The following is a 17,271-nucleotide window of genomic DNA, read 5'->3' as shown; positions in this document are numbered from 1 at the left end:
GATCGTTGTCCACAGCCGGGACGATGCGGTCGCCGCACGCGATATCCTCGATTTCGCGTGCGGCGGCCGTATTTTGTCGTCCGGCCGCACCGCCCCGGCTGCAGTCCCACCGGGAAACACCAGCTCCGAGAAGAGGCACGTGGTCGTCATCCAGCCCCCGAAGTCGACGCCGGATGCACCCTGGCCGGTCAGCGTCGTCTCCGAACTTGTCCGCGACTGGATCGCGCGCCTCGGATCCGTCTGGATCGAAGGCGAGCTCACCGGCTGGAGCATCCGCGGCGGACACGCGTACGGCAAGATCAAAGACCTGGACGCCGACGCAACCCTCTCCGTCACGGCCTGGCGCAGCGTCGTGCAGCGTCTCGACGGCGAGTTCAAACAGGGCGATCGGGTCATCGCGAGCGTCAAGCCCGACTTCTGGGTCAAGGGCGGCACGCTCTCGATGCAGGTCTCCGACCTGCGTCACGTCGGCCTGGGCGATCTCCTCGAGCGCCTCGAACGCCTGCGGAAGCAGCTGGCCGCCGAGGGACTCTTCTCGGATGCCCGAAAGAAGACCCTCCCGTTCCTGCCCGGCACGATCGGCCTCATCACGGGTCGCGAGTCCGACGCCGAGAAGGATGTGCGCCGCAACTCCGAACTGAGATGGCCGGCCGTGCAATTCCGCACCATCCACACGTCCGTGCAGGGTGAGCGCACGGTCGCGGAGGTCTCAGCGGCGCTCCGCGAACTCGACGCCGACCCAGAGGTCGACGTCATCATCGTCGCGCGAGGCGGCGGCGACTTCCAGCACCTCCTCCCGTTCAGCGACGAGAGTCTCGTTCGCCTCGTCGCGGACCTCTCCACGCCGGTCGTGAGCGCCATCGGCCACGAGGCAGACCGGCCGATCCTCGACGACGTCGCCGACCTCCGTGCCTCAACCCCGACGGACGCCGCCAAGCGAGTCGTGCCCGACGTGGCCGAGGAGCTCGCCGCCGTCCAGCAGGCGAGGTCCCGCATCCTGCAGAGAATCGTCGACCGCGTGCGCAGCGAGTCGAACGCCCTCGAGTCGCTCGTGTCGAGACCAGCCCTCGCTAACCCGTCGTGGATCATCGACCAGCGCGGCGAGGAGCTCATGCGGGCCTCTCAGCGCGGCGAAGAGCTCATCACACGTCGCATCGACCGGGAGCAGGACAGGCTCGAGTCGCTTGCGCGACACCTCCAGGGTCTCTCGCCCCAGGGCACGCTCGAGCGCGGTTACTCGATCGTCGAGCGAGTCGACGGCGACGCTCGAACGCTCGTCACCGCCTGGCAGGACGCGCCTGCCTCGACCGAGCTCCGCATCCGCACGGCCGACGGCCGAATCTCAGCATCGTCGCTCGGCGGCGAACCCATCACCACCATGACCGGCGCCTCCAACGGCGCAACGGAGGCGAACGTAGAATGACCACCATGCAGGAACAGTCCGACATCGCCGAGCTCAGCTACGAGCAGGCCAGAGACGAGCTGATCTCCGTCGTGAGCCAGCTCGAACAGGGCAGCGCCTCGCTCGAAGCCTCCCTCAAGCTCTGGGAACGCGGCGAGCAGCTCGCAGCCCACTGTGAGTCCTGGCTCCTCGGCGCCCGCAAGCGACTCGAAGCCGCGCGTCGACGCGACGACGACGCGGATAAGTCCTGATGTCCAAGCAGAAGCAGCCACCGATCGTCGCGGAGCTCGGGCGTCCGGAGACTCCCGAGGAGACCTTCGCGCGCAAGGCTGAGTCCTCGCGCCTCTACCGCAAGCGCAAGACGATCAACAACCTCGTCTATTCGCTCCTCGTCTCGCTTGGCCTCGTGGTCTTCATCGTCGCGATCGTGCCCCGCAACGACACACCGGTTGCGTTCGACATCGACTTCGCGTCAGAGGCGCAGAGCGCGCAGGGTGACTTCGCGGTCCCCCTCGTCGTGCCGGAGGTCCCCGCCGACTGGACGGCCAACGAGGCCGAGATCCGCACGAGCGCCGACGGCGTGAGCGAGTGGTACATCGGCTTCCTCGTCGGCCCCAAGGAAGCTCCCACCGAGTACGTGGGCGTGAGCCAAGGCATCGGCGTCAACCCGACGTGGCTGCTCGACGCAACTCGCGAGCGCACCCCGACCGGAACCGTCCAGGTCGGCGGTCTCGACTGGGTCGAGTACGACGCAACCGACCTCAGCCCGGAAGACGCGGGCAACCGCGCATACATGCTGGTTCTCGAGCAGGGCGACCAGGCCTACCTCGTGTACGGCAACAACAAGCCCGAGACAGTCACGAAGCTGGCAGAGCTCGTCGCCGCCGACCTCCGCTGAGGCCAGCACTCGGTAGGCTGGCTCCTACAGAGATCGGCTACCTGGAAAGGTCACACAACGTGGTGGAAAATCAAGACGAGTATCGCATCGAGCACGACACGATGGGCGAGGTGCGTGTTCCGAAGAACGCTCTCTACGCTGCGCAGACACAGCGCGCAGTCGAGAACTTCCCCATCTCCGGTGCAGGTCTCGAGCCGGGCCAGATCATCGCCCTCGCGCGCATCAAGCGCGCCGCCGCGATTGTGAACGCGAAGCTCGGCATCATCGAGCAGCCAGTGGCTGACGCCATCGTGGCCGCCGCGCAGCAGATCATCGACGGCGAGCACCTCGACCAGTTCCCGGTCGACGTCTACCAGACCGGCTCTGGCACGTCGTCGAACATGAACATCAACGAGGTTCTCGCGACGCTGGCAACGCGTGGCCTGGGCGACTCCGTTCACCCGAACGACCACGTCAACGCCTCGCAGTCGTCGAACGACGTGTTCCCGACCTCGGTCCACGTCGCCGTGACGGACGCGCTCCTGAACGATCTTGTTCCCGGGCTCGAGCACCTCGCGGAGGCGCTCGAACGCAAGGCTGAGCAGTGGGCGACCGCCGTCAAGGCCGGCCGCACCCACCTCATGGACGCGACGCCCGTCACCCTCGGGCAGGAGTTCGCCGGGTACGCCAGGCAGATCCGCCTCGGTGTCGAGCGCGTGCAGTCGACCATCTCACGCGTCGCGGAGGTGCCGCTTGGCGGGACCGCCACGGGTACGGGCATCAACACCCCAGCTGGCTTCTCGCAGCAGGTCATCGCCGAGCTCGCCGACAACGCGCAGCTCCCGCTCACGGAGGCGCTCGACCATTTCGAGGCGCAGGGCGCGCGTGACGGCCTCGTCGAGGCGTCAGGTGCGCTTCGCACGATCGCAGTGAGCCTCATCAAGATCAACAACGACCTGCGCTGGATGGGCTCCGGCCCGAACACGGGCCTCGGCGAAATCCAGATCCCCGACCTTCAGCCTGGCTCCTCGATCATGCCTGGCAAGGTCAACCCGGTTGTCCCGGAGGCTGTGCTCATGGTGGCCTCTCGCGTCATCGGCAACGACGCAGCAATCGTGTTCGGCGGCGCGTCCGGCTCGTTCGAGCTCAACGTGCAGATCCCGGTCATGGGTACCGCTCTCCTCGAGTCGATCCGCCTCCTCGCCAACGGCGTGCGGGTGCTGGCCGATAAGACGGTTGACGGTCTCGTCGCCAACGAAGAGCGTGCACGCGCCCTGGCTGAGTCGTCGCCATCGATCGTGACACCGCTCAACCGCATCATCGGCTACGAGGCCGCGGCGAAGATCGCGAAGCACTCGGTCGCCAACAAGGTCACGGTGCGCCAGGCCGTCATCGACCTCGGCTACGTCGAGCGCGGCGACATCACAGAAGAGCAGCTCGACGAGAAGCTCGATGTGCTCAGTATGACCTCGCCGAACCTCTAAGCGAATAGCTGCAACGCGAAGGCCCGCCGTGGGAACACGGCGGGCCTTCGCGCGTCTCAAGCGTTGGCGGGCACCACAGCGACGGACGCGCCGCTGTCAGCATGACAGGACGGCGAGCCAGGCGACAGGTAGCCAGTAGCCCGCGAGCAGGGCTGGCCCAAAGGCGATACTGCGCCGTCGGTCGCGCGTCCGCAGGAGCACGATGGCGCTCTGCACTCCGCCGAGCACGACGGCAAGCAGGACAAGCACAACCGCGAGCGACGGATCAACCAGCGCAGCTGCCCAGGCGAGCACGGCTCCGAGCTTCACGTCGCCCATGCCGAGGCCGCCGACAAGCGACAGAATCAGCAGCAGGATACCGATGATCGCGCCAGTGCCGACGGCGAGCAGGTCGGGCCTACCGGTCAGGAGCCAGTCCGCCAGACTCGCCAGGATCACGCCGAGGGCGGCCACTCCCACGAGGCCGTTCGGCAGCCGATGCTCTCGCACGTCGACCGCGACGAGGCGTGGAGTGACCACGGCCAGCGCCACGAGCGCCGGCAGGAGGACCAGTTGCCCCGGAACTGCCGCCGCCAGGGCGATTGCGATCAACGCGCAGACGCAGAGCGCCTCCCACAGCCCCCGCTGCTGTGACGATGAGACTGGACTCCGCGCTCCCCCAACACCGCGCGCGGAGCCCAGCCCCGTCACAGCAGAGGAGCTCCCCCCAGCTCTCTCTGCCATGCCAGAACGCTAGTCACCTCTTGTTCTCGTTGCAGAAGTTATCCACAGATCAAAACGAGCTGCGGCGGAACGAGGCTTCGTCTCACCCGCGTGTTTCTGGCGACTCACACCTCGTAGTCCCCGAGGAGCTCGGTCACGAGGGCGGCGATATCGCTGCGCTCGGACCGCGTGAGCGTCATGTGGGCGAACAACTTGTGTCCCTTGAGCGTCTCGATGACCGAGGCGACGCCGTCATGTCTTCCGACACGCAGGTTGTCGCGCTGAGCCACGTCATGTGTGAGCACAACCCGCGAGTTCTTCCCGATCCGAGAGAGCATCGTGAGGAGCACGTTCCGCTCGAGCGACTGGGCCTCATCCACGATCACGAACGCGTCGTGCAGAGAGCGTCCCCGGATGTGCGTGAGCGGTAGGATCTCGAGCATCCCCCGGTCCATGACCTCGTCGATGACGTTCTCCGAGACGATCGCCGACAGCGCGTCGTACACCGCCTGCCCCCACGGATTCATCTTTTCGCCCTGATCGCCAGGCAAGAACCCGAGTTCTTGCCCGCCAACCGCGAAGAGCGGCCGGAAGACCATGATCTTCCGGTGCAGTCCGCGCTCGAGCACCGACTCGAGACCCGCCGCCAGGGCGAGGGCACTCTTACCCGTGCCCGCACGCCCGCCGAGCGAGACGATGCCGATGGATGGGTCGAGAAGCAGGTCGATGGCGAGGCGCTGCTCCGCGGAGCGACCGTGGACGCCGAACACGTCCAAGTCTCCGCGGACAAGTCGGACGGCGCCCTTCCCCGACACGCGTCCGAGAGCCGAGCCGCGGTCCGAGTGGATCACGAGGCTGGTGTTGACGGGCAGTTCATCGACAACCGCGGTCGCGACGGTCTCGTCCGTGTAGAGCGTGTCCAGCTCATCCGCGCCCAGCGAGATCTCCGCGACGCCCGTGTAGCCCGTGTCGCGCGCCAGCTCCGCCCGGTACTCCTCCGCGGCGAGCCCGATCGCTGAGGCCTTGACACGCATGGGCAGATCCTTGGACACGACGGTGACCGCGAGCCCCTCGCCAGCGAGGTTCTGCGCAACTGCCAGGATGCGCGTGTCGTTGTCGCCCAGCTGCATACCGCTCGGGAGTACGCTCATGTTCGAGTGGTTGAGCTCGACGCGCAACGTGCCTCCCGTCTCGCCGATGGCGATCGGGAAATCCAGGCGCTCGTGTTTGATGCGCAGCTCGTCGAGGAACCTGAGCGCCTGACGCGCGAAGTAGCCGATCTCAGGGTCGTGTCGCTTCTTCTCGAGCTCCGTGATGACGACGACGGGAATCACGACGGCGTGCTCCGCAAAGCGGAAGAGCGCCCTCGGATCGCTGAGCAGCACCGACGTGTCGAGCACGTAGGTGCGGGTCGAGACCGAGGAGTCGGGAACCGCGGTAGACACGGCGCCCCCTTCCTCGTTCTCGAGGTGGTCGGTGTTGCGCTGTGCGGGTGTCACGGCAGTTCCGCTCCTTCGCCAAGCTCTCGCTCGTCGTTGGGTTACGTTACGACCACAGGGGGACTCGGTAGGTTGAAACGAACTTCGGGAACCTGTGGCCGTTTCGATCAGGCACCGTACCTGATGGCATTAACGTACGACGATGGCCAGCGCGCCACGCGCAGGCAAAAGTTAAATCTTGTGTCGTGTCTGTGAACGTCGCCGCTACTGGCCGAAGCGACGCTGACGCGACGCGAAATCGCGTAGGGCTCGGAGGAAATCCACCTCGCGCAGGTCGGGCCCGAGCGCCTCGACGAAGTAGAACTCCGAGTGCGCCGACTGCCAGAGCATGAAGTCGCTGAGACGCTGCTCACCGGAAGTGCGGATCACGAGGTCCGGGTCGGGCTGCCCGCCCGTGTAGAGGTGCTCCGCGATGAGGTCGGGCGTGAGGATGTCCGCGAGGGCCGCAACATCGCCACCATCCGCGGCATGGGCGCGCACGATCCTTCGCATGGCATCGACGATCTCGCTGCGGCCCCCGTACCCGACGGCCAGGTTCACGTGCATCCCCCGACGTTGTGCCGTGTCGCGCTGGAGACGCTCAAGGGTCGCGCCGAGGCCCGCGGGCAGGTGCTCGGGCGAGCCGGCGTGGTGCACGCGCCAGCGTGCGTTCTCAGCGATCTGCATCGCGAGCTTCTCGATGATGTCGATGAGCGCGTCGAGCTCTTCGCTGCTGCGATTCTTGAGGTTGTCGTTCGACAGGAGGTAGAGGGTGACGACCTGAACCCCTTCACGGTCGCACCAGGCGAGGAACTCCATCATCTTGGCAGCACCCGCCGCGTGCCCCTGAGCGGCATCCCTCAGGCCGAGCTGCCTCGCCCAACGCCTGTTGCCATCGATGATCATCGCGACATGCTTCGGCTTGGGGCGTCCGTGCAGAGAACGACGCAGCCGCCTCGTGTACAGCCCGTACAGGAAGCTCCGCAAGCTGGTTGGAATCATCGACATGGTTCAAACAACGTACCGGACCCCAGGTCCGATCTGCGTGCACAAGGCCGCGTAGAGTGCCAGGGTGGCATCAGAACATCACGCTGACGCGGAACTCGACCCGGGACCAGAGCCCACGGTGCATTTGCCCCTGCTCGAAGCAGAAACCGGGGCCCCCACCACCGAGCCGAAACCGTCCTGGCGCGGCTGGGTGCACGCAGGCACCCTGCCCGTTTCCATCGCCGCGGGAATCATCCTCGTCGTGCTCGCAGAGGGCACCACCGCGAAGCTTGCCTGCGCGCTGTACGCGGTCTGCTCGTGGCTGCTCTTCGGCATCTCCGCGCTCTACCACCGCTTCAACTGGAACGAGAAGACGCGCGTCGCCCTCAAGCGCTTCGACCACGCGAACATCTTCCTCCTCATCTCGGGCACGTACGCCCCGATCGCGCTCGTCGCTCTGCCGCCGGACAAGGGCTGGCCGTTGTTCGCGATCGTCTGGGGCGCGGCTCTGCTTGGCATCTGTTTCCGCGTGTTCTGGATCGGCGCACCGCGCTGGCTCTACGTCGCGCTCTACATCGCCCTGGGCTGGGCCGCGGTGGCCTACCTCGGCGACATCGCGGCCGTGAACGTCGCGACGGTCGTGCTCATCGTGGTCGGCGGCCTCTTCTACACCGCTGGCGCAGTCTTCTACGCGCTCAAGCGGCCGAACCTCTGGCCAGGCCACTTCGGTTTCCACGAGCTGTTCCACGTCTTCACAGTGCTCGCGTTCCTCAGCCAGTGGACCGGCATTCTGCTGCTCTGCATCGACCCCCCGGTCTTCGCCTAGTCGGCAGCCTTCCTCGCCTCGTCGGAAGGCTTCTTCGAGTCGGGCGCGACGCCACCATCGGTCGTCGGGCTCGACTCATCTGGCACCCCGGCGGCGCCCTCGGCTGGGACCTCGGTTGCTGCAGCCGCGTTGGCTGCGACCTCGGCCTGCAGCTGCTCGCGGATGCGGGCCCTCGCCTGCACTCGGCTCGTGCGGCGAATCAGGTCCATGACAAGCAGCCCGGTCGCGACGGCGACGAAGATGAAGACGAAGAACCCGAGCGGCCCCGGCGTAACGTCATCAGGGTTGAAGGGAAGCTCCTCCCCCGGCGTCGGTGCCGTCGCGGCCAGCGAGAGCGCCCAGGTCTGGGCATGCGCGAGGAGCATCACTCGGAAGCCTCCGCGGCGCCCTGCTTGTCATCGTTACGCTCGTCGACACCGGCGAACAGGTCGGTCTCAGGCGTGGGCGCGTCAACCCTCGAATCGATGAGTTCGAAATCGTCGAACGGGTACGCGGCGACCTCGATGTCCCGGGGGATAGCGAAGAAGCCGCTGTCGGGCGCAACCTGGCTCGCGTGTGAGCGCAACGCGGAGTCGCGAGCATCGAGGAACTTGTCGATCTGGATCTGTGTCGTCACGTTGCTCGGCTTGTCTCGCATCCACGCGAGCATCTGCTCGAGGCGCTCCAGGAGCGGCGACTCCGGGTCGAGCGCCTTGATGTGCTGCAGGAGGCTGTCGGCCCGCTTGCCGTTCATCGTGCGGTCGTAGTACAGCTTCGAGATCCTCCACGGTGCACCCAGCTCAGGGTGAGTGGCGAGACCAGACTCACGCCAGACCCGCATCGACACATCGTGGGTGCGGATGTGATCCGGATGCGGGTAGCCGCCGTTCTCGTCGTACGTGACGAGCACGTGCGGCCGGAACTCCCGGACGATGCGCAGCAATGGGCGCGAGGAGATGTCGAGCGGGATGCTCGCGAACGAGTTGACCGGGAGCGATCCGTCTTCGGACGCCATCCCTGAGTCGACGTACCCGAGCCAACGGTGCTCGACCCCGAGGAACTCCTGGGCCGCGGCCATCTCCACGCGGCGAAGGCCCGCCAGGTCACGCTGCGCATGGTGCACGGATTCCAGGCCTGGATTGAGGATGTCGCCAGCCTCGCCGCCGGTGCAGCTGACCACCATGACTTCGGCGCCTTTGGCACGGTAGGCGGCGTACGTCGCCGCGCCCTTGCTTGACTCGTCATCGGGATGGGCGTGGACCGCCAACAGTCGAAGTGTCACTGGTCTCCTCGTGGAACGTTAACCTAGATAGAGAGCCTATCTCGCGCGGCCGCCTCTTTCTGGCCGTGCACGACCTCCCGCCGAGAGGAACCCCCTGTGTCAGCTGAACGCGAAACCGTCGCGGATGCCGCCCCCGCAGCTGACCCCGCAGCCGACCTGGTGGACCGCTACGGCACCCGCGCACGGCGATCGGAGAAGAAGCCGGAACGCTGGATCTGGATGGTCGTCGGCATCTTCGTCATCGCCGTCGTCGCGTTCTGGGCGACAACAACGGTCGGCCCCGTCTCCTCATCGGCGATCCGCGCCGACACGGTGCGGTTCTCGATCGTCGACAGTGCGAACGTCAGCTTCGACTACCGCATCACGGCGCCAGCCGGCACCGAGGTCACCTGCGCCATCGAGATCCGCGACGAGCAGCAGGCAGTTGTCGGGTGGGACATCGTGGACGTTCCCCCGAGCGATGAGCCATCCCAGGTGCTCAACGTGCAGGTGCGCACGACGAAGGCGGGCACTACGGCTTTGGTGAAGGAATGCTGGTTGCCGTAGAATGAGTGGCGAGGCCCTGACTCGCGTCAGGGCTTTGGTCGTATCCGGCTGCACAAGGAGTTCCAGCATGGCTAACCCATCGGTGACCTGGCTTACCCAGGAGACTTATGACCGTCTCAAGGCAGAGCTCGACGAGCTCGCCGTGAACGGTCGCGAAGAGATCGCCAAGCGCATCGAGGAGGCGCGGGAGGACGGCGACCTCAAGGAGAACGCCGGCTACCACGCGGCGAAGGACGAACAGGGCAAGATCGAGGCCCGCATCAACCAGCTCGAGACGATGCTGAAGAACTCCGAGGTGCGTGAAGCCCCCGAAGCGTCAGGCATTGTCGAGACCGGGACTGTCGTCACGGCCAAGATCGGCGGCAAAGAACAGAAGTTCCTCCTCGGCAGCCGCGAGATGGCGGACCAGACGCAGCTTCGCGTGTACTCGGGCGAGAGCCCGCTCGGAGCTTCGATTCTCGGCCTTGCCGTCGGTGGGTCCACGAGCTACGAGGCGCCGAACGGCAACTCCATCGAGGTCGAGATCGTCGAAGTCGAGACTTTCCACCCGTAGGCACGGGACCACCCGTACGTACGAGACACAAGAAGAGGGCCTCCCAGCGGGAGGCCCTCTTCTTGTTGGTACGGATTCTTGTTGGCGCGGAACCGGGTGGTGCTCCGGAGCGGATGCTCAGATCACGGCATGGGAGCAGCGTCGCGGCTCGTGCGGGGCTGGTAGCCCAGGGCTCGAAGCGCATCCATGACCTGATGCGAGTGCTCGGTGCCCCGAGTCTCGACGGAGACCTCGAGCTCGACGTGACTCACCTGCAGACCCTTGTTGTGGCGGGTGTGCAGCACCTCCACGACGTTCGCGTTGACCTCGCTGATGGTCTTCGCGATGAGCGCGAGCTGACCCGGCACGTCCTGCAGCTCGATGACGAGCTTAAGGTAGCGGTCCGAGGCGGCGAGACCTCGGCTGAGGACCTTCTCGAGCATGAGCGGGTCAATGTTGCCGCCAGAGAGGATCGCGACGGTCGTCCCTGCATCCTTGATCTGGTCGGCGAGGATCGCGGCCACGGCGGTCGCTCCCGCTGGCTCCGCGACGAGCTTTGCACGCTCCACGAGGAGCAGGATCGCGCGCGAGATGTCGTCTTCCGAGACGGTCACGACCTCGTCGACGAGCTCGCGGACGACCTCGAACGTGATGTCGCCAGGCACGTCGACGGCAATACCGTCGGCGATCGTCGGACGGGCCTGGATCTTGACCGGGTGCCCCGCCTCCAGCGAGACGGGGAAGGGCGCGGAGTTCGCCGCCTGCACGCCGATGATGCGAATCGGACGGCCGCGCTGCTCGCCGAGGAGCTTCGCTGCGACGCTCACGCCGGAGATGAGCCCACCGCCGCCGATGGGCACGATGATCGTGTCCACGTCAGGAGCCTGCTCGAGGATGTCCAGTGCGAGCGTCGCCTGGCCCGTGATGATGTCGGTGTGGTCGTACGGGTGGATGAACTCCGCCCCCGTATCTGCAGCGAACTGCTTCGCCGCGACAAGCGCATCGGCAACGTTCACGCCGGTCAGCACGACCTCCGCGCCGTACCCGCGGGTGGCCTGCAGCTTGGGCAGTGGCACACCGACGGGCATGAAAATCGTCGCCTTGATGCCGAGCTGGCGCGCCGCGAACGCGACACCCTGGGCGTGGTTGCCTGCCGATGCGGCAACAACCCCGCGGGACCGCTGCTCTTCACTCAACTGCGACAGGCGGTACGTCGCACCTCGGATCTTGTACGAGCCAGTGCGCTGCATGTTCTCGCACTTGAGGAGCACCGGCGAGCCGAGCTTCTCCGAGAGGAAGCGGGCCGAGTCGATGGGCGTCTGCGAGATGACCTGCCGCACGATTTCGCGTGCAGCGACGATCTGTTCCAGCGTGATGGTGGGAGCGGTCATACCGTGCTTGCCTTCTGTTCGCGCTGTGACTTCTCGCGCTTGGATGTTGGGGGGTGTGCAATCTTCGTCGGGTCGGGGTCGTCGCGCCAGGTGCCACGTGAGATGAACTGGACCATCACCTTGCCGGCCGCAACCAGCGGAACCGCGAAGACGGCGCCGGCTATGCCGCCGAAGATCGTGCCGGCGCTGACTGAAAGCAGGACGGCGAGCGGGTGCAGCTTGACCGCACTGCCCATGATCAGCGGCTGCAGAATGTGCGACTCGATCTGCATGACGGCGACAACGACGATGAGCATGATGACCGCGTTCAGGAAGCCGTTGTAGGCCAGCGCCACAGCCACGGCGATCGTTCCAGCCGAGATGGCACCGATATAGGGGACAAACGAGGCCAGGAAGACGATCACGCCGATGGGCAGCGCAAACGGCACCTGCAGGATGACGGCGCCGAGGTAGATCCCGATGGCATCGATGAGTGCGACGAGCACCTGCACCCGTACGTAGTGGCCAACGGAGATCCAGCCGCGCTGGCCAGCCCCGTCGATAGCGGCGCGCGCCTTCTTGGGGAAGATCGAGACGATGAACAGCCAGATGCTGCGGCCATCCAGCAGGTAGAAGATCAACGCGAACGCCGTCACGAGCGTCCCCGCGAGGAACGCGGCGACGTTGGAGCCGACAGAGACCGCCTGCGAGGCGATCGAGTTGACGTTCGACTGGACCCACTCGACAAGCTGGCCGAGTCCATCGTCGACCTGCTGCTCGGTGACGTGGAGTGGGGAGTCCGCGAGGAACTGCAACGCAAGCTGGTACTGCGCCTCGAGCTTGCCGAGGTCGAGGTTGAACCCCTGCGCGAACTGGCTGATGACGAGGGTGATCAGCGTGCCGATCGCCATGAGGAGCACGATGAGCGACAAGATGAGGGCTGCCCACCTTGGCAGACCGCTTCCTACAAGCCACTTCATGAGCGGCGCGAGCAGAGACGCGAGGAGGGCCGCCACCAGTAGCGGGATGACGAGGATCGACGCCTGCGCGACCAGCCACCCGAGCGGGATCAGCGCGAGCAGGATCGCAACGCTGCGCCAGGCCCAGGCCGCGCCGATGCGCAGCCCACGCGGGACGAGCTCGTCCTCGCTCTCGTTGCGCTGTGCTGGGGTGGGGTTCGCCGCCAGAGTGGAGCCGGTTCTCGGCGATGCCGCCTTGGCGGCTAGCTCGTCGAGGTCGCGTTCGGTCATAGGCTCAATACTACGAGCGCCTGCGGGCGCGGGAGTGCCACTAGAACTGCACTCGCGGGGGCTGCGAGATGGCGGCGCGATCGGCCACTTCGAAGAACGTTCGCTGCTCATAGTGCAACGGACCGGCCACAAGATTGTTGGGGAACACCTTCACCTTGGTGTTGTACTCGCGGACGCCGCCGTTGTAGAAGCGGCGGGACGCCTGGATCCGGTTCTCGATGTCGACGAGGTCGGACTGGAGCTGCAGGAACTCTCGACTCGACTGCAGCTGCGGGTACGCCTCGGACGCGGCGAACAGCCCCCGAAGTGCGCCCTGCACGCGGTTTTCGGCGGCGCTCACTTCTTCGGGTGTCTCCGCCTGCGAGCTCGCCTGGCGGGCCTCCGCGAACGCTGCGAACACCTTGTCTTCGTGGGTCGCGAACCCTCGTACGCGCGTCTCGAGCTGCGGCAGCAGCTCCTCACGAGCTGCCAGTTGCGCGGTGATGTCACCCCAAGCGCCGTCGACTCTCGACCTCAAGCGCTTGAGAGACCGGCTCGTGGCGACCACGTACACGGCAACGGCGATGGCGATGAGGAGCACGGCTCCGACGGCGATCCAGACTTCGAGCATGCCGGAATGGTATCCCGCCTCGACTGCAAGACGGCGGGGTCACCCCGCAGCCCGGGCGAATTCGCTTGACGTTGTCTCGGCCAGGGCCAGGTGGCCAGGAGGCTTCGGGAAGCGCATTTGGTGCACTAGAAGCAAGGGATCAAGCAGGAGGGGCGACCCAGGCCGCCCCTCCGCTCGACGAACCTCCGTCGTCACACCGCGATCTGCGAGGAGACCGCCTTGAGTTTGTGACGCGCGAGCGCCAGGTTCGCGCTCGTGCGGCTCAGCACGAGGTAGATGAACAGCCCGTTCGATCCCTGTGTATTGAGGACATTGATCAGGTGATACTGCGAGCTGAGCGTGATCAGGATGTCATCGATCTCGTCGGTGACACCGAGCTCGCTCATCGTTGCGAGCTTGGCTCGCACGACGTTCGAGTTGCCGGCGGCAGCGATGCCGAGATCGAAGGACGGGTTCCCGCCCTGCGCGAGTGCCATCCCGCTGGCGTAGTCGACAATCGCAGCACCAGTGGCGCCCTCGATGCTGAGCAGCTGCTTGATGGCTTCGTCGAGTGAACTCATGTGGTGTTTCCCCTTTACGTTTCGAGTCGCCGACTCCGCACCTTCAGGAACGGCAGGCCAAAAATAGTCCTGCGTTATCGTCCATTCCGAGATGGATTCGTCGTCCGACTCCCCCTTGCCGACTGGATCCGCGACCGCGTCCGCACTGCCGTCGGCGATCTCTGGAGGGAGACCCACAACTGGCGACACGTCGGCGTCTCCTGCGCTCTCAGTGCCAGCGCGGCCCAGGAGACGCCGCCACCATGGCAGTGAATCGGGTGCGTGCACGTCAAACCTCAGTCGCGTCGATGATCCTGTCGGTGTCGGCTGCCGGCGGCAGCCGACATGACAATAACTCACACAGGAACCGCGCCAACACGCGGGTGATCGCACGCGTCGTATAGATTTAGCTCGTCCGAGTTCGCGGTACGCCGCGAGGGGGCGGGCAAACGACGCGTTGTCGATCCCAGAATCGCGCGTCGCAGAGCTATCGAGGGGGAACGATGGACACTCTTGTACACATGACCGGCGCGACGGCTTCGTACGGCAACCGGCAGGTGCTTCGAGAGATTGATCTCACCCTCTACCGGGGCCAGATCGTCGGACTCATCGGCATCAACGGGGCTGGCAAGAGCACGCTCGTCAGCGCCCTCGTCGGGCGGCACCAGCTCGATTCCGGAACCATGATTCTCGACGCTGAGCCGTACGCGCCCGAGTCGCTTGACGAGGCGCAGGCCTGCGGAGTCGGCGTCATCACGCAGAACGCGGAGCCGCCGGCCGGCCTGACGGTGGCGCAGGCGCTCTTCCGTAATACCTACAGGGCCGGCGAGTCGCACGAGGCCGTACTCGAACGCGCGCAGGAGCTCTCGGAGCAGACCGGGGCCGAGCTCGATCTCGGGGCGATGATCGACGAACTCGACCGCGGCCGCCGTGCGCTCGTCGAAGTGGTGCGCATGCTCGCCGAAGAGGCCCAGCTTGTGGTCATCGACGAGGTGGCAGTCACGCTCGCCGACCACGAGATCGCACTGCTCCACCGCGTTCTCCGCCAGCTTGCGGCCCAGGGGCGTGGAATCCTCTACATCACGCACCGCATGGACGAAGTGCAGTCCATCGTCGACCGCGTGCTTGTGCTTCGCGAGGGCAAGATCGCGATCGACACCCCCATTGCAGGCCTCAGCTCCGAGGAGCTCACGATCATGCTCATCGGCGAGCTCCCCGAAGCGGATGCGACGCTCGCCGCGGCCGCCGACGACGCCCATAGAGCCGCCCTCGCCGCTTTCGGTGTCGGAGACGGCCACCTGCTGCACGGCGTGGACCTGCACGTTCGCCCAGGAGAGGTCGTCGGCATCACCGGCACTCACGATTCCGGAGTCCGCCAGCTGATCGAGATCCTCGGGGGTGCTGCACGCCCCAGGGAAGGGCACGTCGAGCTCTTCGGAGCGCCCGTGGACCTCACGGAAGAAGGCGTCGCGGAAGCACACGGCGTGAGCTACCTTCCCGACGCCGTCCCATCGTTCGCGTCCGATCGGAGCCTTATCCAAGGAGTCGACAAGGCAGACGGCTCGCTCAGCGCCGAGATCTCTCGGGCACGGAAGATGATCGACCTCGTACACCGTCTGCGCATCAACACCACGAACATCAACGCCGCCCTCGACGAGCTCTCAGGTGGCGACCAGCAGAAGGCCGAGTTCATTCGGGCCGTTGAACGAGGCGGCAACGTGCTCGTGCTGGCCCACCCGACTCAGGGCGTGGATGTCGGAGCGCGACGCTCGGTTTTCGCGTTCCTCCACAGCCTCGCCGAAACCGGCACTTCAGTTGTCTTCCTCGGAACCGACATGACGGAGCTCCTGCAGTGGAGCCACCGAGTTGTGGTGCTCGCCAACGGGCGCACTGCCCTGGAAGGACGCTCCGAGCTCCTCGACGAGGACATGATCGTGCAGGCCATGCTCGGCGCGCAGCGACCAGAGCGCGTCGGACGCCGCGCCGCGATCACCACCTAGCAAGCAAGCGCCCTGCAGACTCTGCTCCCGCTCACCGCGAGCCACGTCTGCAGGGCGCTCGTCAGGCTCGATCTTCAGCTCTGCCTGGAGAAGGTGGCTGCGCGGGCGACCTGCTCGGCCGTGATGCTCCTGCCCGTGTACTTCTCAAATTGCCGCGCAGCCTGCAGCGCGGCGACCGCGGCACCTGTGACGACGGGAACCCCGTTGGCCCGAGCGAGGCGGATGAGCGGCGTCTCGGCCGGGAAGGCGACCACATCGAACACCAGCTTCGCCACGGCCACCTGCTTCTCGCCAAAGGCGAGCGCGTCTTCATCCGCCCCCGTCATACCGATGGGGGTGACATTCACCAGCACGACCGGCCCCGGCGCCGGATCCGTGGCCTGCCAGCGGTAGCCGTACTTCTCGGCAAGCGCCGACCCGGCTGCTTCGTTGCGCGCGACAACCGTGACCTCGGCGAAGCCCGCATCCCGGAACGCCGCCACGACGGCCTTAGCCATGCCGCCCGCGCCCCGCACGACGACCGGCAGCGATGGGTCGATGTTGTGCTCGGAGATGAGATCCGCGATGGCTTCGTAATCGGTGTTGGAGGCGACGAGCCTGCCGCCGTCGTTGACGATCGTATTGACCGATTCGATGGCAAGCGCCGAGGGGTCAAGCTCGTCAACGAGCGGGATGACGGCTTCCTTGAACGGCATCGACACCGAGCATCCCCGGATCCCGAGCGCCCTGACGCCCCGGATCGCCCCCTCGATATCGTCCGTCGTGAAGGCCTTGTAGATGAAGTTGAGGCCGAGCTCCTCGTAGAGGAAGTTATGGAAGCGCGTCCCCAGGTTCGACGGCCGGGCCGCGAGCGAGATGCAGAGGGTCATGTCCTTGTTGAGAATCGGCATGCCGCCAGTATCCTCCTTCCCGAGACGACCATCGGGTGCTGAACGATCCCTCAGCGAAGGTCGAGCCGCATCAGCACCCTGGGAAACCGTTCAACACCGAGTCGGTGTCGGAGACCTTCGAGACGGTGGGAGAGCCCGCGGCCACGAAAGCCGGCAGCCGACGACCTCATCGCCGTCGTACGCGAGCACACTGGGCGGAAACTGCTGACGCAGCAGGCGCTTGACGCGTTCGGCGCCGACCAGCGACTGATTCTCTTTGGCCGGAATGCGGTAGCTGAGGCACCAGCACACGTTCGCGTCGGGCCGCTTCGGCCCGACTATCGTCTTCACATCGGCGAAGCGCTGCGCCGCTCGAACGTCGATCACCATGGCGGCATGGTGCCACGCGAGCCTCGACGGTCGCGCAATCCGATCAGTTGTTGTGCCCCCACTGGGATTCGAACCCAGAACACAAGGATTTTAAGTCCTCTGCCTCTGCCAGTTGGGCCATAGGGGCGTACAAGTCGGGGCCGCCGCA

The 17,271-nt window shown here is 66.0% G+C and carries 19 protein-coding genes and 1 tRNA gene; 8 read left to right on the top strand and 12 right to left on the bottom strand.

All coding sequences use genetic code 11. From position 1 onward, the window contains the following. Nucleotides 1–148: 148 nt before the first annotated feature. Genes xseA through C5B85_RS01355 form a run of 4 tightly spaced genes read left to right on the top strand, consistent with a single transcriptional unit; the run spans nt 149 to nt 3,763 of the window. Nucleotides 149–1,423 (top strand): exodeoxyribonuclease VII large subunit, encoded by a 1,275-nt coding sequence (xseA, locus tag C5B85_RS01370; protein WP_374953077.1) that lies wholly within the window; start codon nt 149–151, stop codon nt 1,421–1,423. A gap of 5 nt (nt 1,424–1,428) precedes the next feature. Beyond that, the gene (locus C5B85_RS01365) at nt 1,429–1,653 is read left to right on the top strand and encodes an exodeoxyribonuclease VII small subunit (RefSeq protein ID WP_374953072.1); all 225 of its coding nucleotides are present in this window, start codon (nt 1,429–1,431) and stop codon (nt 1,651–1,653) included. Further along, complete coding sequence (locus tag C5B85_RS01360; protein ID WP_104284266.1) at nt 1,653–2,300, top strand: DUF4245 domain-containing protein; 648 nt, start codon at nt 1,653–1,655, stop codon at nt 2,298–2,300. Before C5B85_RS01365 ends, C5B85_RS01360 begins: the two co-directional genes overlap by 1 nt. Before the next feature lie 59 nt (nt 2,301–2,359). Beyond that, complete coding sequence (locus tag C5B85_RS01355) at nt 2,360–3,763, top strand: class II fumarate hydratase (protein WP_374953071.1); 1,404 nt, start codon at nt 2,360–2,362, stop codon at nt 3,761–3,763. A gap of 96 nt (nt 3,764–3,859) precedes the next feature. Here C5B85_RS01355 and C5B85_RS01350 read toward each other — a convergent pair whose 3' ends face one another. The 3 genes from C5B85_RS01350 to C5B85_RS01340 all read right to left on the bottom strand — a co-directional run bounded on the left by C5B85_RS01350 (nt 3,860) and on the right by C5B85_RS01340 (nt 6,951). Continuing rightward, nucleotides 3,860–4,354 carry a prepilin peptidase gene (locus C5B85_RS01350; RefSeq protein ID WP_104284265.1) on the bottom strand — a complete coding sequence of 165 codons (495 nt, stop codon included), beginning with the start codon at nt 4,352–4,354 and terminating at the stop codon, nt 3,860–3,862. Nucleotides 4,355–4,590: 236 nt separating this feature from the next. Then, complete coding sequence (locus C5B85_RS01345; RefSeq protein ID WP_258070576.1) at nt 4,591–5,910, bottom strand: PhoH family protein; 1,320 nt, start codon at nt 5,908–5,910, stop codon at nt 4,591–4,593. Between the two features lie 258 nt (nt 5,911–6,168). Beyond that, nucleotides 6,169–6,951 (bottom strand): isoprenyl transferase, encoded by a 783-nt coding sequence (locus C5B85_RS01340; protein WP_104284263.1) that lies wholly within the window; start codon nt 6,949–6,951, stop codon nt 6,169–6,171. Nucleotides 6,952–7,015: 64 nt separating this feature from the next. On the opposite strand from C5B85_RS01340, the gene C5B85_RS01335 reads away from it, so the two are divergent. Then, entirely contained in the window at nt 7,016–7,756 is a 741-nt protein-coding gene (locus C5B85_RS01335; protein ID WP_374953070.1) for a hemolysin III family protein, read from the top strand. On the opposite strand, the gene C5B85_RS01330 is transcribed toward C5B85_RS01335, so the two are convergent. After that, nucleotides 7,753–8,121: a hypothetical protein gene (locus C5B85_RS01330; protein ID WP_104284262.1), complete on the bottom strand. Its 369-nt coding sequence runs from the start codon at nt 8,119–8,121 to the stop codon at nt 7,753–7,755. The genes C5B85_RS01335 and C5B85_RS01330 overlap by 4 nt on opposite strands. Next, a complete protein-coding gene (gene mca / locus C5B85_RS01325; protein ID WP_181064220.1) occupies nt 8,121–9,017 on the bottom strand; it encodes a mycothiol conjugate amidase Mca in 897 nt (298 codons plus the stop codon). The genes C5B85_RS01330 and mca overlap by 1 nt, the downstream gene beginning before the upstream one ends. A 96-nt stretch (nt 9,018–9,113) precedes the next feature. Here mca and C5B85_RS01320 point away from each other — a divergent pair, with 96 nt between their 5' ends. Continuing rightward, nucleotides 9,114–9,563: a DUF4307 domain-containing protein gene (locus C5B85_RS01320; protein ID WP_104284260.1), complete on the top strand. Its 450-nt coding sequence runs from the start codon at nt 9,114–9,116 to the stop codon at nt 9,561–9,563. Between the two features lie 67 nt (nt 9,564–9,630). Then, complete coding sequence (greA, locus tag C5B85_RS01315) at nt 9,631–10,116, top strand: transcription elongation factor GreA (RefSeq protein WP_068479509.1); 486 nt, start codon at nt 9,631–9,633, stop codon at nt 10,114–10,116. A 122-nt stretch (nt 10,117–10,238) separates the two neighbouring features. Here greA and ilvA read toward each other — a convergent pair whose 3' ends face one another. The 4 genes from ilvA to C5B85_RS01295 all read right to left on the bottom strand — a co-directional run bounded on the left by ilvA (nt 10,239) and on the right by C5B85_RS01295 (nt 13,885). Further along, complete coding sequence (gene ilvA, locus C5B85_RS01310; RefSeq protein ID WP_104284259.1) at nt 10,239–11,486, bottom strand: threonine ammonia-lyase; 1,248 nt, start codon at nt 11,484–11,486, stop codon at nt 10,239–10,241. Beyond that, nucleotides 11,483–12,715, bottom strand: coding sequence for an AI-2E family transporter (locus C5B85_RS01305; protein ID WP_181064219.1), 1,233 nt, complete (start codon nt 12,713–12,715; stop codon nt 11,483–11,485). The genes ilvA and C5B85_RS01305 overlap by 4 nt, the downstream gene beginning before the upstream one ends. 40 nt (nt 12,716–12,755) lie before the next feature. Continuing rightward, entirely contained in the window at nt 12,756–13,325 is a 570-nt protein-coding gene (locus tag C5B85_RS01300; protein ID WP_104284257.1) for a LemA family protein, read from the bottom strand. Between the two features lie 191 nt (nt 13,326–13,516). Continuing rightward, the gene (locus C5B85_RS01295; RefSeq protein ID WP_104284256.1) at nt 13,517–13,885 is read right to left on the bottom strand and encodes a hypothetical protein; all 369 of its coding nucleotides are present in this window, start codon (nt 13,883–13,885) and stop codon (nt 13,517–13,519) included. 482 nt (nt 13,886–14,367) lie between these two features. On the opposite strand from C5B85_RS01295, the gene C5B85_RS01290 reads away from it, so the two are divergent. Continuing rightward, nucleotides 14,368–15,864: an ATP-binding cassette domain-containing protein gene (locus tag C5B85_RS01290; RefSeq protein WP_104284255.1), complete on the top strand. Its 1,497-nt coding sequence runs from the start codon at nt 14,368–14,370 to the stop codon at nt 15,862–15,864. 74 nt (nt 15,865–15,938) lie between these two features. On the opposite strand, the gene C5B85_RS01285 is transcribed toward C5B85_RS01290, so the two are convergent. From C5B85_RS01285 to C5B85_RS01275, 3 genes are all read right to left on the bottom strand, one after another. After that, on the bottom strand, nt 15,939–16,754 hold the full coding sequence (locus C5B85_RS01285; RefSeq protein ID WP_104284254.1) for a shikimate 5-dehydrogenase: 816 nt from the start codon (nt 16,752–16,754) through the stop codon (nt 15,939–15,941). A 90-nt stretch (nt 16,755–16,844) separates the two neighbouring features. After that, nucleotides 16,845–17,123: a hypothetical protein gene (locus C5B85_RS01280; protein ID WP_219819320.1), complete on the bottom strand. Its 279-nt coding sequence runs from the start codon at nt 17,121–17,123 to the stop codon at nt 16,845–16,847. Between the two features lie 53 nt (nt 17,124–17,176). Beyond that, nucleotides 17,177–17,250, bottom strand: a tRNA-Leu gene (locus tag C5B85_RS01275). Nucleotides 17,251–17,271 lie beyond the last annotated feature (21 nt).

Source organism: Pseudoclavibacter sp. AY1F1, assembly GCF_002931075.1.
Lineage (GTDB): Bacteria > Actinomycetota > Actinomycetes > Actinomycetales > Microbacteriaceae > Pseudoclavibacter.
Note: the sequence above shows the minus strand (reverse complement) of the source record. Positions and strands in the feature narration are given on the sequence as shown.